Below are 14834 nucleotides of genomic sequence, written 5' to 3' on the forward strand. Positions count from 1 at the left end.
CACACCCGCCGATTGCGGCCACACCACCAGCCGGACCGCGGCCCACCACCACAGCCCTCCGGCCAGGACGACGGATATCCGGCGGCCCGGCACGGCCCGCGGACGCCGGCCGCCCGGCTCAGGGGCCGGGGGCCGGTCCGGCCCGCGGGCCGCCGCTGCACGCCACGCCATGGATGCCTCCTCCGGCCGACGCTAGACGGGCCCGCCGTCGGCGGGGAGAGCGCACCGGCGCACTTCCGGCGCGCGGGCGTCACCGCGGACTCCGGTCAGTGATGGGCCTCCGCCTGGAACATCCAGCGGTGCTTCTCCAGGTCGGCGGTGAGGCCGATGAGGATGTCCTGACTGACCGGGTCCGGCTTCTCGGTGGCGGTGATCCGCTCGCGCATCCTGCCGATGACCGCGCCCAGCGCGCTCACCATCGTCCGCACCACCTCACCGTCCTTGATCCAGCCGTCCTGCACCTCGGTGATCCCACTGGTCTTGGCGACGGTGGCGGCCCGGCCATCCGGGGACACACCGATCGCGGACGCCCGCTCGGCCACCGTGTCGGTGTGCGTGCGGGCGATGGCCACCACCTCGTCCAGCTGGAGATGTATGGAGCGGAAGCGGGGGCCGATGACGTTCCAGTGCACCTGCTTGGCGACGAGCGAGAGGTCGACGAGATCGACGAGGGCTCCCTGCAGCGCGTTCCCGACGACGCCGCGGTCCTCGTCGGACAGCGTGCTCTTGACGACTGACATCCGGATACTCCTGTTCGGGCGGGTGCTCGGACGGGCGAGGGACGATCGACCGATACCGATCGGGGATTTGTCCGATTTCGCCATCGTACAAATGAATCGTCCGTTCTGGGCGGCCCGAGCGGACCGGCCGAGCGCTCCCCCGCACCACGCCGCCCCTCGGGACCCGGGCAGCACAAAGCCCCGGCGGGCTGCTGCCCGCCGGGGCTCGATGCGTACGAACAGGGGTGTCAGGCCGCGACGACATCCACGACGTCGGCCGGGGACTTGATGGTCACGCGCTCCTCCGGCACACCGGCCAAGGACGTGACAGACACCGAATTGAACTTCGGCCGCACCGGCGCCGGCACCGGGTCGCTCGCGGCCGCGGACGCTGCCAGCTCCGCGAGCGCCAGCTCGTCGCTGACCTCCCGCATGAGCTCGGACATGCGCACGTCCAACGCGTCACAGATCGCCGAGAGCAGCTCGGAGGACGCTTCCTTCTGGCCCCTCTCGACCTCGGACAAATAGCCGAGCGATACCCGGGCGGAGGAAGAGACCTCGCGCAGGGTTCGGCCCTGGCGCTGACGCTGTCGGCGCAGCACGTCACCCAGCAGGCGACGAAGCAGAATCATCGCTGGCTCCCTCCTCGGACCTCGGATCCGGATCCTTCTCGCCCCACCGTACCGCCTCGGGCCGCGGCCGTGCCGGGAGCGAGTACGTGTTCACTCATGGCTGCAAACATCCATTCCCCCCGTGTTGTTCCGTATCCTGTGCCCGCGCATTTTCTGTCAGTTCGCTCAACAACAGTGCGAGCACCGCGTCGATGGTGTCGCGGCGGATCCGGTCGCGATCCCCGGCCAGCGCCAGCCGGCGCACCTCCCCGGCGCCGCCCGGGCCGCACACCGCCACGAAGACGGTGCCCACCGGCTGCCCGTCCTGCGGCTCGGGGCCGGCCACCCCGGTCGTCGCGATGCCCCAATCGGCACCCAGCACCCGCCGGACGCCCTCCGCCATCTGTCGCGCGACCTCGGCGTCCACCGCGCCGCGCGCGGCCAGCAGGGCGCCGTCGACGCCCAGCAGCTCCCGCTTGAGATCGGTGGCGTACGCCGTGACCGAGCCGCGCAGCACCCGCGAGGCCCCGGGGACGGCGGTCAGCGCGCCCGCCACCAGGCCACCGGTCAGGGACTCGGCCACCGCCAGGCTCTGTCCGCGCCCGGCGAGCAGCTCCAGCGCCCCGGCGGCCACAGAACCCGGCGCGCTCACCGGCCGGCGTCCCGTTCGGCCGCTTCCGCCGCCTGCTCGGCCCGCTCCGCGCGCTCCCTGGCCAGACCGGCCCGGCGCAGCACCACGGCCTGGCGTACGTAGTCCAGTCCGGTGGCGACCGTCAGCACCACGGCGACCGCCATCACCCACCAGCGGAAGGTCGCCAGCGGACCGGTCAGCACCAGGACGTACATACCGACCGCGGTGCCCTGCGCCAATGTCTTGATCTTGCCCCCACGACTGGCCGGAATGACCCCGTGCTTGATCACCCAGAACCGCATCAGCGTGATGCCGAGCTCGCGGAAGAGGATCACGCCCGTCACCCACCAGGGCAGATCGCCCAGCACCGACAGGCAGATCAGCGCGGCGCCCATGATCGCCTTGTCCGCGATCGGGTCGGCGATCTTGCCGAAGTCGGTGACCAGGTTGTACGTGCGCGCCAGATGCCCGTCGAAGACATCGGTGATCATGGCGACAGCGAAGGCGGCCCAGGCGAAGGCACGCCATGCCTGGTCGGTCCCGTTGTCGTGCATCAGCAGCACGACGAACGCCGGGACCAGCACCAGCCGCAGCATCGTCAGGACGTTGGCGATGTTCCACAGCCCGGCCTGCCGAACGGCCGGCGCCGTGCGCGGGCCACCAGCTGCGGAAGCCGGGACTCCGGTCATCTGCCCGCCTCCTCGGTACACGCCGCGCCGTCCACCGACAGCACCTCGGCCACGAGGTCCACACCCTCGCTCGACACGACCTTTGCTTCGACCATACGACCGGGCGAAAGCTCCTGGCCGGTCGAGAGCAGAGTGACGCCGTCCGTCTCCGGTGCCTGGTGCGCGGCCCGCCCGACGACGCCGTCCTCCTCGTCGATCCGGTCGACCAGCACCCGCACGGTCTCCCCGACCCGCTCCTCGGCACGCTGCGCGGTCAGCTCCTCGGCCAGCCGCGACACCCGGGCCAGCCGCTCGGCGACCTCGTCCGGGTCGACCTTGTTCTCGTACGAGGCGGCCTCGGTGCCGTCCTCGTCGGAGTAGCCGAAGACCCCGATGGCGTCGAGCCGGGCCTCGGTGATGAAGCGCTCCAGCTCCGCCAGGTCGCTCTCGCTCTCCCCGGGGAAGCCGACGATGAAGTTGGAGCGGGCGCCGGCCTGCGGCGCCTTCGTACGGATCGTCTCCAGCAGTTCCAGGAAGCTGTCGGTGCCGCCGAAGCGCCGCATGGAACGCAGCACACCGGGCGCCGAGTGCTGGAAGGACAGGTCGAAGTACGGCGCCACCTTGTCGGTACCGGTCAGCACATCGATCAGACCCGGTCGCATCTCGGCCGGCTGGAGGTAGCTGACGCGGATCCGCTCGATGCCGTCGACGGCGGCCAGCTCCGGCAGCAGCGTCTCCAGCAGGCGGATGTCGCCGAGGTCCTTGCCGTAGGAGGTGTTGTTCTCGGAGACCAGCATGACCTCCTTGACGCCCTGCTCGGCCAGCCAGCGGGTCTCCCCCAGCACGTCCGAGGGGCGGCGGGAGATGAAGGAGCCCCGGAAGGACGGGATGGCGCAGAACGAGCAGCGCCGGTCGCAGCCGGAGGCCAGCTTCACCGAGGCCACCGGGCTGGAGTCGAGCCGGCGGCGCAGCGGCGCGCGCGGCCCGGACGCCGGCGCGATGCCCTCCGGCAGGTCCTCGGGCGGGGTGTCCTGGGCGTGGCCGGGCAGTGCGACGTCGGCGGTCTGGCGTTCGGCCGGGCTGATCGGCAGCAGCTTGCGCCGGTCGCGCGGGGTGTGCGCGGCGTGGATGCCGCCGCTCAGGATGGTCTGCAGCCGGTCGGAGATGTCGCTGTAGTCGTCGAAGCCGAGCACGCCGTCGGCCTCGGGCAGCGCCTCGGCGAGCTCCTTGCCGTAGCGCTCGGCCATGCAGCCGACGGCCACCACGGCCTGGGTTCTGCCGCCTCCTTCACGCGCCGCGGCCTTCAGATCGTTGGCTTCCAGCAGGGCATCGACGGAGTCCTTCTTGGCGGCCTCGACGAAGCCGCAGGTGTTGACGACGGCGACATCGGCATCGGCGGCTTCCTCGACCAGCTCCCAGCCGTCCGCCGCCAGGCGGCCTGCGAGCTCCTCCGAGTCCACCTCGTTACGGGCGCAGCCAAGGGTGACAAGGGCGACAGTGCGGCGTTCGGGCATGGGGCTCAGCCTACTTCGTCCCGGAGACACCCTCGGCGCGCAGGTCTCCGCCGCCCGCACCGGGCGTCCCGGGCCGGGCGGCGGACTCGCTCCGCGGCGGCGGCGCTCAGCCCGCCTGCGGGTCGCCCGGCGTGTAGCTGAGCCGCTCCACCGGGCCCTTCTCACCGATCTGCTTGACTTCCTTGCCGTTGACGTACAGCTGTACGGCCGGGGCGTTGCCGAGGACCAGGTCGATCCGCTTCTTGTCGGTGATCGTCTTGGACTCGCCCTTCTTCAGCAGGCTGTCCTCCAGCAGCTTGCCGTTGGCGTCCTTGGCCGAGACCCAGCTCTGCCCGTCGCGGGCGGTGACCTTGATCGTCACCTTGTCCTTGGGCAGGCCGGCGACCGCGCTGTCGGAGGGCTCGGGAAGCGGCGGCTTGATCGTCGAGGGATGGCGGGTGGGGGCCGGCGCCTTCGCGTGGGCGTCGCCGGCCGCGATGGGGCCGTTGTTGCTCTTGTCCCCGCCGGTGAAGAGCGTGAAGCCGGCGAAGCCCACCACCGCGACGATCGCGGCGATCATGGCGGCCGTCCAGTTCGGGCGGCGCGGCTCGGAGCGGATCCGTTCGGCTTCGAAGATCGGGGCGGCGAGCTCGGTCGGGGTGGGCCGCCCGCCGTGCTCGGCGTCGAACTGGTCGATCAGCGGGCGGGGGTCGAGGGAGACGGCGCGGGCGAGCGTTCTGATGTGTCCGCGGGCGTAGACGTCACCGCCGCAGCGCGAGAAGTCGTCCTGCTCGATCGCCTGAACGATGGGAATGCGCACCCGCGTCGTCGTACTGACCTCTTCGACGGTCAGTCCCGCTCCGATACGGGCCTGCTGAATGGCACGACCGACGGAAGGCCGGTCTGCTTCGGGGGAGTTGCCGATGGACACGGGGGCGCCTTTCGAGCGTGTAGCCACCTGCTGGAAGTTCAGTCTAGGGGTGGAGCGAAAGGGTCGGGCAAGCGGGAGAGCGGTGTTTGTACGCCATCGGAACGCCCGCGGGGTGCCAAGCGGGTTGATGTTGCGGCATCGTTCCCTCGCCTCCCTCAACTTGACGTTTCGGCAGGAGAAACGGTTGCTTTCTTCTCTCGTACGGGTGACCCGGATGTGCGTGCTACTCGGTAGCCTGCCCCCGGATCACCGCCAGGACTCCGTCCAATTCATCAGGCTTCACCAGAACGTCACGTGCCTTGGAGCCCTCGCTCGGCCCGACGATGTTGCGTGACTCCATCAGGTCCATCAGCCGCCCGGCCTTGGCGAACCCCACCCGCAGCTTGCGCTGGAGCATCGAGGTCGACCCGAACTGGGTGGAAACCACCAGCTCAGCGGCCTGACACAGCAGATCGAGGTCATCGCCGATGTCCTCGTCGATCTCCTTCTTCTTCGCCGTGCCGACCGTGACGTCGTCGCGGAAGACCGGCGCCATCTGGTCCTTGCAGTGCTGGACGACGGCCGCGACCTCGGCCTCCGTCACGAAGGCGCCCTGCATACGGACCGGCTTGTTGGCGCCCATCGGCAGGAACAGCCCGTCGCCCTTGCCGATCAGCTTCTCGGCGCCCGGCTGGTCGAGGATGACCCGGCTGTCGGCCAGCGAGGAGGTGGCGAACGCGAGCCGGGAGGGCACATTGGCCTTGATCAGGCCCGTGACGACGTCGACCGAGGGCCGCTGGGTGGCGAGCACCAGGTGGATACCGGCCGCCCGGGCGAGCTGGGTGATCCGGACGATGGAGTCCTCCACATCGCGCGGCGCCACCATCATCAGGTCCGCCAGCTCGTCGACGATCACCAGCAGGTACGGGTACGGCGCCAGCTCCCGCTCGCTGCCCTCGGGCGAGCTGACCTTGCCGCTGCGGACCGCCGCGTTGAAGTCGTCGATGTGCCGGAAGCCGTACGCCGCGAGATCGTCGTAGCGCAGGTCCATCTCGCGCACCACCCACTGCAGCGCCTCGGCGGCCCGCTTGGGATTGGTGATGATCGGCGTGATCAGGTGCGGGATGCCCTCGTACGCGGTGAGCTCGACCCGCTTGGGGTCGACCAGCACCATCCGGACGTCCTCCGGCGTGGCCCGCACCATGACCGAGGTGATCAAGCAGTTGATGCAGGACGACTTGCCGGAGCCGGTGGCGCCGGCGACGAGCACGTGCGGCATCTTCGTCATGTTGGCCATGACGTAGCCGCCCTCGACGTCCTTGCCCAGCGCCACCAGCATCGGATGCTCGTCGCCCGCCGCGTCCGCCAGCCGCAGCACGTCGCCGAGGTTGACCATCTCGCGGTCGGTGTTGGGGATCTCGATGCCGACCGCGGACTTGCCTGGGATGGGGCTGATGATGCGGACGTCGGGGCTGGCCACGGCGTAGGCGATGTTCTTCGCCAGCGCGGTGATCTTCTCGACCTTGACGGCCGGGCCCAGCTCGACCTCGTAGCGGGTCACCGTCGGGCCGCGGGTGAAGCCGGTGACCGCGGCGTCGACCTTGAATTCCTGGAAGACCGTGGTCAGCGCGGTCACTATGGCGTCGTTCGCGGCGCTGCGGGTCTTGCCGGGGCCGCCACGCGCGAGCAGGTCCAGCGAGGGCAGCGAGTAGGTGATGTCGCCGGACAGCTGGAGCTGCTCGGCGCGCGCCGGCAGCTCGCCGGACGGCTCGGGCGGCGCCTTGGTGAAGTCCGGTACGGCCGGGGTGCGCTCCCCCGCCGCCGGCCCGGGCTCCGCCCCACGGGCCGGCGGGACCGTGCCGGAGTGCGCGCTGTCGTCGTCCTGGTCGTGGTCCCGGAGCTCGCCGGAGACGCTGCTGCTCAGGCCCGCGACGAGCGGGGAGGGCTGGACGCCGTGCAGCACCGCGCCGTCCAGCGCGGCGGCGGCCGCGGCGGCGACGTCCACCGCGTCCCTCGGCCGGTCCGCGGCGGGCCGGTCGGTCCGGCGCGGCCGCCGCCGCTTGGCCAGCGCCGCCTCCTCTATGGCGTCCGGGTCGTTCGCCGCGGGCGCCGCCGCCGCGCCGCGCCGGGCCCTGCGCGCCGGCTGCTCACGCCACTCCTCGGCGTGCTCCTCGACCTCGTCGAAGTCCGCCACGGGCTCCAGGGGGTGCAGTACGCCGAGCCGCACGCCGAGCGCCCGCAGCCGCTGCGGGATGGCGTTCACCGGCGTCGCGGTGACGACCAGCAGCCCGAACAGGGTCAGCAGCGCCAGCAGCGCCACCGCCAGGGTCATGCCGACGGTGAAGATCAGCGGCTTGGAGGCGACCCACCCGACGTAGCCGCCGGCGTCCTGTATGGCGGCGAGGCCGTCGCCGCGGCCCGGCGAGCCGCAGGCCATCGCGACCTGCCCGAGGATGCCGATCACCAGCGCGGAGAGCCCGATGACGATCCGGCCGTTGGCCTCCGGCTTCTCGGGGTGCCGGATGAGCCGCAGCGCGATGCCGCCCAGCAGTATCGGTACGACCAGGTCCAGTCGCCCGAACGCGCCGGTCACCAGGAGCTCGACGAGATCACCGACCGGCCCCGAGAGGTTGGACCAGGTACCGGCGGCGATCACCAGCGCCAGCCCGAGCAGCCCCAGCGCCAGCCCGTCCTTGCGGTGCGCCGGGTCGAGGTTCTTCGCGCCCTGCCCCATCCCGCGGAACATCGCGCCGATGGCGTGGGCGAGACCCAGCCAGCAGGCGCGGGCGAGGCGGTAGACGCCGCCGGTCGGGGACGGTGCCGGTCGCGGCGCGGCCTTCTTGGCGGCCGCCTTCTTGGCCGGAGCCCGCTTCGCCGCCGTCTTCTTGACCGGTGGCTTCGCGGGCGCCTTCTTCGCAGCGGTCTTCTTGGCCGCGCCCCCGGACCGTCCGGCGCGCTGCTTCGAGGGGCCCGCCGTGCTCTGGGTTCCCTTGCCGGACGTACGTGAGGCCATGGCGACGAGATTACAGGCGAACGCGGGCATGACACGAGCGCACGGCCCTTCACCCAAACGTGTCGCCCGGCCGCCTCATGAGGGGGCGTCAGTCAGCTCGCGGGGACCCCGCCGGTGTTCCCCGCCGTCCCCGGTTCCAGGGCGTCCAGGGCCCGGCGCAGGCCGGTCAGCTTGCGCTCCAGATGGGCCGCGGTGGCCACCGCGGCCGCGTCCGCCGACTCGTCCAGCTGTTTGGAGAGCGCCTCGGCCTGCTCCTCGACGGCGGCCAGTCGCGCGGAGAGCTCGGCGAGCAGCCCCGCGGACTCCTTCGCCTCGTCGGCGCTCGGCCGGCCGCCCTCCAGCTGGAGCCGCAGCAGCGAAGCCTGCTCCCGCAGTTGGCAGTTCTTCATGTACAGCTCGACGAAGACCGAGACCTTCGCGCGCAGCACCCACGGGTCGAACGGCTTGGAGATGTAGTCCACCGCGCCGGCCGCGTAGCCGCGGAACGTGTGGTGCGGGCCGTGGTTGATGGCCGTGAGGAAGATGATCGGGATGTCGCGGGTGCGCTCCCGCCGCTTGATGTGCGCGGCGGTCTCGAAACCGTCCATACCCGGCATCTGCACATCGAGCAGAATCACCGCGAAATCGTCCGTGAGCAGTGCTTTGAGCGCTTCCTCCCCGGACGATGCCCGCACCAGTGTCTGATCGAGCGCGGAGAGGATCGCCTCCAGCGCCAGCAGATTCTCCGGCCGGTCATCGACCAGGAGGATCTTGGCCTTCTGCACCATGGCCCGTCCTCCTCGCCCCGGCATCGAACCGGACGCCGCCCCAGGGGACGACTCCGTAACGCCGCCCGTCCTTGTGCCGGTCATGGTAGCTGCACCCCGCCTGTCGCCACACCCTGTCACCGCGATGTCACTGTGCACGTAGCAGAAACGCAGACAGAGACGAGAAGGTTCCCCGGATCCTGCACTTCCACACGTCCGCGGCAACACTCAGTCAGCACGCGATGATCCTCTTTCGGCTCCCATACTGTCGTCCCGTCACTCGGCTCGCATCCATTGCTCCATGACCGACAACAGATGATCGGTATCCACCGGCTTGGTCACGTAGTCGGAGGCCCCCGCGTCGATGCTCTTCTCCCGGTCGCCCTTCATCGCCTTCGCGGTGAGCGCGATGATGGGCAGCCCGGCGAACTGCGGCATCCGACGGATCGCGGCGGTGGTCGCGTAACCGTCCATCTCCGGCATCATGATGTCCATCAGCACCAGCACGATGTCGTCGTGCTGTTCGAGCACCTCGATGCCCTCCCGGCCGTTCTCGGCGTACAGCACCGACAGGCCGTGCTGCTCCAGGACGCTGGTGAGCGCGAAGACGTTGCGGATGTCGTCGTCGACGATCAACACCTTCTCACCGTGGAAGCCGCCGCCGAAGCCCGGGTCCGCCACCAGGTCCTGGCCGGTGCCCAGCCAGGGCTCCTCGGCCGACTGCGGTGGCGCCGGCGGCTGGGCCGGCTGCTGCGGCTGGGGTTGCGGCTGCGGCTGCGGTGCCGGCGCCGGCTGGCCCGGGAGCGCGAAGCGGCGCTGGGAACCGGCCACCGCCCGGCGGCGACGCCGGCTGAGGCTGCCGCCGGTCTCGCGACCCTGCGCCTCCTCGATCTCCAGCCGCACGGCCTCCGTCTCACGCGCCTCCGCGTCCATCGCCAGACCGCCGGCCACCAGCTGCGGGTAGCCCTGCGGGGGCAGCCCACCGGGGTTGTGCGGCAGGTACAGCGTGAACGTGGAGCCGCGGTTGGGCTCGCTCTGGGCGTGGATCTCTCCGCCCAGCAGCCGGGCGATCTCCCGGCTGATGGACAGGCCCAGGCCCGTACCGCCGTACTTGCGGCTGGTGGTGCCGTCCGCCTGCTTGAACGCCTCGAAGATGACCCGCATCTTGCTGGACGCGATGCCGATACCGGTGTCGGTCACCGAGAAGGCGATCATGTCGGCGTCCGGGTCGCGCAGCGAGCCGTGCTCCAGCAGCTGCTCGCGGATGGCCACCGGGACGTCCGCGCCGGCCGGCCGGATGACCAGCTCGACGGCGCCGGTGTCGGTGAACTTCACGGCGTTGGACAGCAGGTTGCGCAGCACCTGGAGCAGCCGCTGCTCGTCGGTGTGCAGCGTGGCGGGCAGCTCCGGTGAGACCCGTACGGAGAAGTCGAGGCCCTTCTCCGCGGTCAGCGGCCGGAATGTGGCCTCCACGTAGTCGACGAGCTGGACCAGCGCGATCCGCGTCGGGCTGACGTCCATCTTGCCGGCCTCGACCTTCGACAGGTCCAGGATGTCGTTGATCAGCTGGAGCAGGTCGCTGCCCGCACCGTGGATCGTCTCGGCGAACTCGACCTGCTTCGGGGAGAGGTTCCCCTCGGCGTTGTCGGCCAGCAACTTGGCGAGGATCAGCAGCGAGTTCAGCGGCGTGCGCAGCTCGTGCGACATGTTCGCCAGGAACTCCGACTTGTAGCGCATCGAGACCGCGAGCTGCTCGGCGCGCTCCTCCAGGACCTGCCGCGCCTCCTCGATCTCGGTGTTCTTCACCTCGATGTCGCGGTTCTGCGCCCGCAGCTGCTCGGCCTTCTCCTCCAGCTCCGTGTTGGACAGCTCCAGCGCCCGCTGCCTGCTCTCCAGCTCCGCGGAACGCTCGCGCAGCTGCTCGGTCAGCTCCTGCGACTGCTTGAGCAGCACCTCGGTCTTGGTGTTGACCGAGATGGTGTTGACGCTGGTCGCGATCATCTCGGCGATCTGGCTGAGGAAGTCCTTCTGGATCTGGGTGAACGGCTGGAAGGACGCCAGCTCGATCACGCCGAGCACCTTGTCCTCGAAGAGCACCGGCAGCACGATGACGTTCGCCGGCGGCGCCTCGCCCAGCCCGGAGGCGATCTTGAGGTAGCCGGAGGGCACGTTCTCCACCAGGATCGTGCGGCCCTCCTCCGCCGCCGTGCCGATGAGCGTCTCGCCCGGCTTGAACGTCGTCGGCATCGCGCCCATGGAGTAGCCGTACGAGCCCATCAGCCGCAGCTCGTACGCGCCCGGCTCGCCGCCGTCCGCGCCGATCTCCCGGCTGTCGGGCTGGGCCGCGAGGAAGAACGCGCCGTGCTGCGCGGAGACCGCCGGCGACAGCTCGCTCATGATGAGCGTGGCGACGTCCTTGAGGTCGCGCCGGCCCTGCATCAGACCGGAGATCCGGGCCAAGTTGCCCTTCAGCCAGTCCTGTTCCTCGTTGGCGAGGGTGGTCTCGCGGAGCGTGGAGATCATGGTGTTGACGTTGTCCTGGAGCTCCAGGATCTCGCCGGCCGCGTCCACGTCGATCCGGACGTTGTGGTCGCCGAGGGTGACCGCCGCGGCGACCGCGGCGATGGCGCGCACCTGACGGGTCAGGTTGCCGGCCATCTCGTTCACCGACTCGGTCAGGTCCCGCCAGGTGCCGGCCACGCCCCGCACCTGCGCCTGACCGCCCAGCTGGCCTTCCGTACCCACCTCGCGGGCCACCCTGGTGACCTGCTCGGCGAAGGACGACAGCTGGTCGACCATGGTGTTGATGGTGGTCTTCAGCGCGAGGATCTCGCCCCGCGCGTCGATGTCGATCTTCTTGGTCAGATCACCCTTGGCGATGGCGGTGGTGACCATGGCGATGTTGCGGACCTGGCCGGTGAGGTTGTTGGCCATGGAGTTCACCGACTCCGTGAGGTCCTTCCACGTGCCGGCGACGCCGGGGACGCGGGCCTGGCCGCCCAGGATGCCGTCGGTGCCCACCTCACGGGCCACTCGCGTGACCTCGTCGGCGAACGACGACAGCGTGGTGACCATCGTGTTGACCGTGTCGGCGAGCTGTGCGACCTCGCCGCGCGCCTCGACCGTCACCTTCTTCGTGAGGTCTCCGTTGGCGACCGCCGCCGAGACCTGGGAGATGTTGCGCACCTGGATGGTCAGGTTGTTGGCCATCAGGTTGACGTTGTCGCTGAGGTCCTTCCAGATGCCGGTGACGCCCGGAACCCTTGCCTGGCCGCCCAGTTGGCCTTCCGTACCGACCTCGCGGGCGACCCGGGTCACCTGCTCGGCGAACAGCGACAGCTGGTCGACCATCGTGTTGACGGTCGTGACCAGTTCGAGGATCTCGCCCTTGGCGTCGACGGTGATCTTCTTCGACAGGTCACCGCGCGCCACCGCGGTCGTCACCTCGCCGATGTTCCGCACCTGCGACGTCAGGTTGTTCGCCATGAAGTTGACGGACTGGGTGAGGTCCTTCCACGTACCGCTGACGCCCTGCACCTCGGCCTGACCGCCCAGGATGCCCTCGGTGCCCACCTCGCGGGCGACCCGGGTGACCTGCTCCGCGAAGGACGAGAGCTGGTCGACCATGGTGTTCAGGGTGTTCTTCAGCTCCAGGATCTCGCCCCGGGCGTCCACGTCGATCTTCTGCGACAGGTCGCCGCGCGCCACCGCCGTGGCGACCTGGGCGATGTTGCGGACCTGAGCCGTCAGGTTGCCGGCCATGCCGTTCACCGAATCGGTCAGATCGCGCCAGACGCCCGCGACGCCCGGCACCTGTGCCTGGCCGCCGAGCCGTCCGTCCGTACCGACCTCCCGGGCGACCCGGGTGACCTGCTCGGCGAACGCGGAGAGCTGGTCGACCATCGTGTTGATGGTGCTCTTCAGCTCCAGGATCTCGCCGCGCGCGTCCACGTCGATCTTCTGCGACAGGTCACCGCGCGCCACCGCCGTGGTCACCTGGGCGATCTGCCGCACCTGCGAGGTGAGGTTCCCCGCCATGAAGTTGACGGAGTCCGTCAGCTCCTTCCAGGTGCCGCTGACGCCGTCCACCCGGGCCTGACCGCCCAGCCGGCCCTCCGTGCCCACGTCCCTGGCCATCCGCGTGACCTGGTCGGCGAACGAGGACAGCTGGTCCACCATGGTGTTCACGGTGTTCTTCAGCTGGAGCATCTCACCGGAGACGTCGACGGTGACCTTCTGCGACAGGTCACCGTTGGCGACCGCGGTCGTCACCTGCGCGATGTTGCGCACCTGCCCGGTCAGGTTCCGGAACGCGGTGTTGACGGAGTCCGTCAGGTCCTTCCACGTCCCCGCGGCCCCGGGCACCGCCGCCTGGCCGCCCAGCTCACCCTCGACGCCGATCTCCCGTGCCACCCGGGTCACTTCGGCACCGAACGCGGAGAGCTGGTCCACCATCGTGTTGACGGTGTTCTTCAACTCCAGCATTTCACCGGCGACATCGACGGTGACCTTCTGCGACAGGTCACCGTTGGCGACCGCGGTCGTCACCTGCGCGATGTCCCGCACCTGACCGGTCAGGTTCCGGAAGGCGTTGTTCACCGAGTCGGTGAGGTCCTTCCACGTGCCGGCCGCGCCCGGCACCTGCGCCTGGCCGCCGAGCTGGCCCTCGGCCCCGACCTCGTTCGCCACCCGCGTCACTTCGTCCGCGAAGGTCCGCAGCGTCTCGGTCATGGTGTTGATGGTGTCGGCGAGCTGCGCGACCTCACCGCGTGCGCTGACCGTCACCTTCTGCGAGAGGTCGCCGTTCGCGACCGCCGTCGTGACCTGGGCGATCCCCCGCACCTGCGCGGTCAGGTTGCCGGCCATGAGGTTGACCGAGTCGGTCAGGTCCTTCCAGACACCCGCGACGCCGGGCACCTGCGCCTGACCGCCGAGCTCACCCTCCGTACCGACCTCGCGAGCGACGCGCGTCACCTCGGAGGCGAAGGACGACAGCTGGTCGACCATCGTGTTGACGGTGTTCTTGAGCTCCAGCATCTCGCCGGCGACATGCACGGTCACCTTGCGCGACAGATCACCCTTGGCGACCGCGGTGGTGACCAGGGCGATGTCGCGGACCTGAGCCGTCAGCCGGGAGGCCATGGTGTTGACGGACTCCGTCAGGTCCTTCCACGAACCCGACATTCCGCGCACCCGCGCCTGACCGCCGAGCTTGCCCTCCGTACCGACCTCGCTGGCCACTCTGGTGACCTCGTCGGTGAACGCCGAGAGCTGGTCCACCAGCCCGTTGACCGTACGCCCGACCTTGAGGAACTCCCCGCGCAGCGGATGCTCCGACGAGCTGTCCGAGCTGCGCGAGCGCAGGTCCATCCGCTGCTCCAGGTCGCCCTCGGACACCGCCGAGAGCACCCGTCCGACTTCGGACACCGGCCGTACGAGGTCGTCGACCAGCGCGTTCGAGGCGTCGATGGCCGCGGCCCAGGAGCCTTCGGCGGCGCCGACCTCCAGCCGTTCCGTGAGTTTTCCCTCACGTCCGACCACCCGGCGCACCCGCGCCAGCTCGCCGGTCAGATGCAGATTGCGGTCCGCGACCTCATTGAAGACCGCCGCGATCTCCGACATGACGCCGTCGCCGGAAACCGTGAGCCGCTTGCGGAAGTTCCCGTCCCGCATGGCGACCAGAGCGACCAACAGCCGATTCAGCGCAGCCGTATCCACTTCGGTCGTCCCGTTGTTCCGGGATCGTCCGCCTTTCGCGCGCGTGCTTGCGCCCCGCGCCGCTGCGCCAGACTCCACCGTGTCCCTCCCGCAAGGGTCGACCGTTCTACCCGGGCTTTCTCTTGATACTTGCCCAGTGTTTCACCATGGCCCAACCAGGCCATAACAGTTCGGCAGCATCGCACACCGTCCCCGTCACGATTGGGGCGGAAACACACGTGACCGGCATCCTCGGGCGCGGCGAAGGTAAGTAACCTGGCATACGGCTGTCCACCCGCCCCGTCGCGAACACGGGCGGCAGTGGTACGAGCACAACAGGTATTCG

General features: G+C 70.1%; 9 protein-coding genes. All 9 read right to left on the minus strand.

All coding sequences use genetic code 11. The features are described 5' to 3' along the window. Positions 1-266: 266 nt before the first annotated feature. The 9 genes from SL103_RS27315 to SL103_RS27355 all read right to left on the minus strand — a co-directional run bounded on the left by SL103_RS27315 (position 267) and on the right by SL103_RS27355 (position 14587). Positions 267-740: a Dps family protein gene (locus SL103_RS27315; RefSeq protein WP_069571585.1), complete on the minus strand. Its 474-nt coding sequence runs from the start codon at positions 738-740 to the stop codon at positions 267-269. A 227-nt stretch (positions 741-967) separates the two neighbouring features. Further along, on the minus strand, positions 968-1351 hold the full coding sequence (locus SL103_RS27320; protein ID WP_069571586.1) for a helix-turn-helix domain-containing protein: 384 nt from the start codon (positions 1349-1351) through the stop codon (positions 968-970). Positions 1352-1445: 94 nt separating this feature from the next. Further along, the gene (locus tag SL103_RS27325; protein WP_069571587.1) at positions 1446-1982 is read right to left on the minus strand and encodes a CinA family protein; all 537 of its coding nucleotides are present in this window, start codon (positions 1980-1982) and stop codon (positions 1446-1448) included. Continuing rightward, on the minus strand, positions 1979-2650 hold the full coding sequence (pgsA, locus tag SL103_RS27330) for a CDP-diacylglycerol--glycerol-3-phosphate 3-phosphatidyltransferase (protein ID WP_069571588.1): 672 nt from the start codon (positions 2648-2650) through the stop codon (positions 1979-1981). Before pgsA ends, SL103_RS27325 begins: the two co-directional genes overlap by 4 nt. After that, positions 2647-4143 carry a 30S ribosomal protein S12 methylthiotransferase RimO gene (rimO, locus tag SL103_RS27335; RefSeq protein ID WP_069571589.1) on the minus strand — a complete coding sequence of 499 codons (1497 nt, stop codon included), beginning with the start codon at positions 4141-4143 and terminating at the stop codon, positions 2647-2649. Before rimO ends, pgsA begins: the two co-directional genes overlap by 4 nt. A 106-nt stretch (positions 4144-4249) precedes the next feature. Next, positions 4250-5053, minus strand: a complete 804-nt coding sequence (locus SL103_RS27340; protein WP_033267412.1) for a helix-turn-helix domain-containing protein — start codon at positions 5051-5053, stop codon at positions 4250-4252. Positions 5054-5276: 223 nt separating this feature from the next. Beyond that, positions 5277-8045, minus strand: a complete 2769-nt coding sequence (locus SL103_RS27345; RefSeq protein WP_208869966.1) for a DNA translocase FtsK — start codon at positions 8043-8045, stop codon at positions 5277-5279. Between the two features lie 92 nt (positions 8046-8137). Continuing rightward, a complete protein-coding gene (locus tag SL103_RS27350) occupies positions 8138-8812 on the minus strand; it encodes a response regulator (RefSeq protein ID WP_033267414.1) in 675 nt (224 codons plus the stop codon). 255 nt (positions 8813-9067) lie between these two features. Continuing rightward, positions 9068-14587 carry a HAMP domain-containing protein gene (locus SL103_RS27355; RefSeq protein WP_079146011.1) on the minus strand — a complete coding sequence of 1840 codons (5520 nt, stop codon included), beginning with the start codon at positions 14585-14587 and terminating at the stop codon, positions 9068-9070. Positions 14588-14834 lie beyond the last annotated feature (247 nt).

This window comes from Streptomyces lydicus, assembly GCF_001729485.1.
Lineage (GTDB): Bacteria > Actinomycetota > Actinomycetes > Streptomycetales > Streptomycetaceae > Streptomyces > Streptomyces lydicus_D.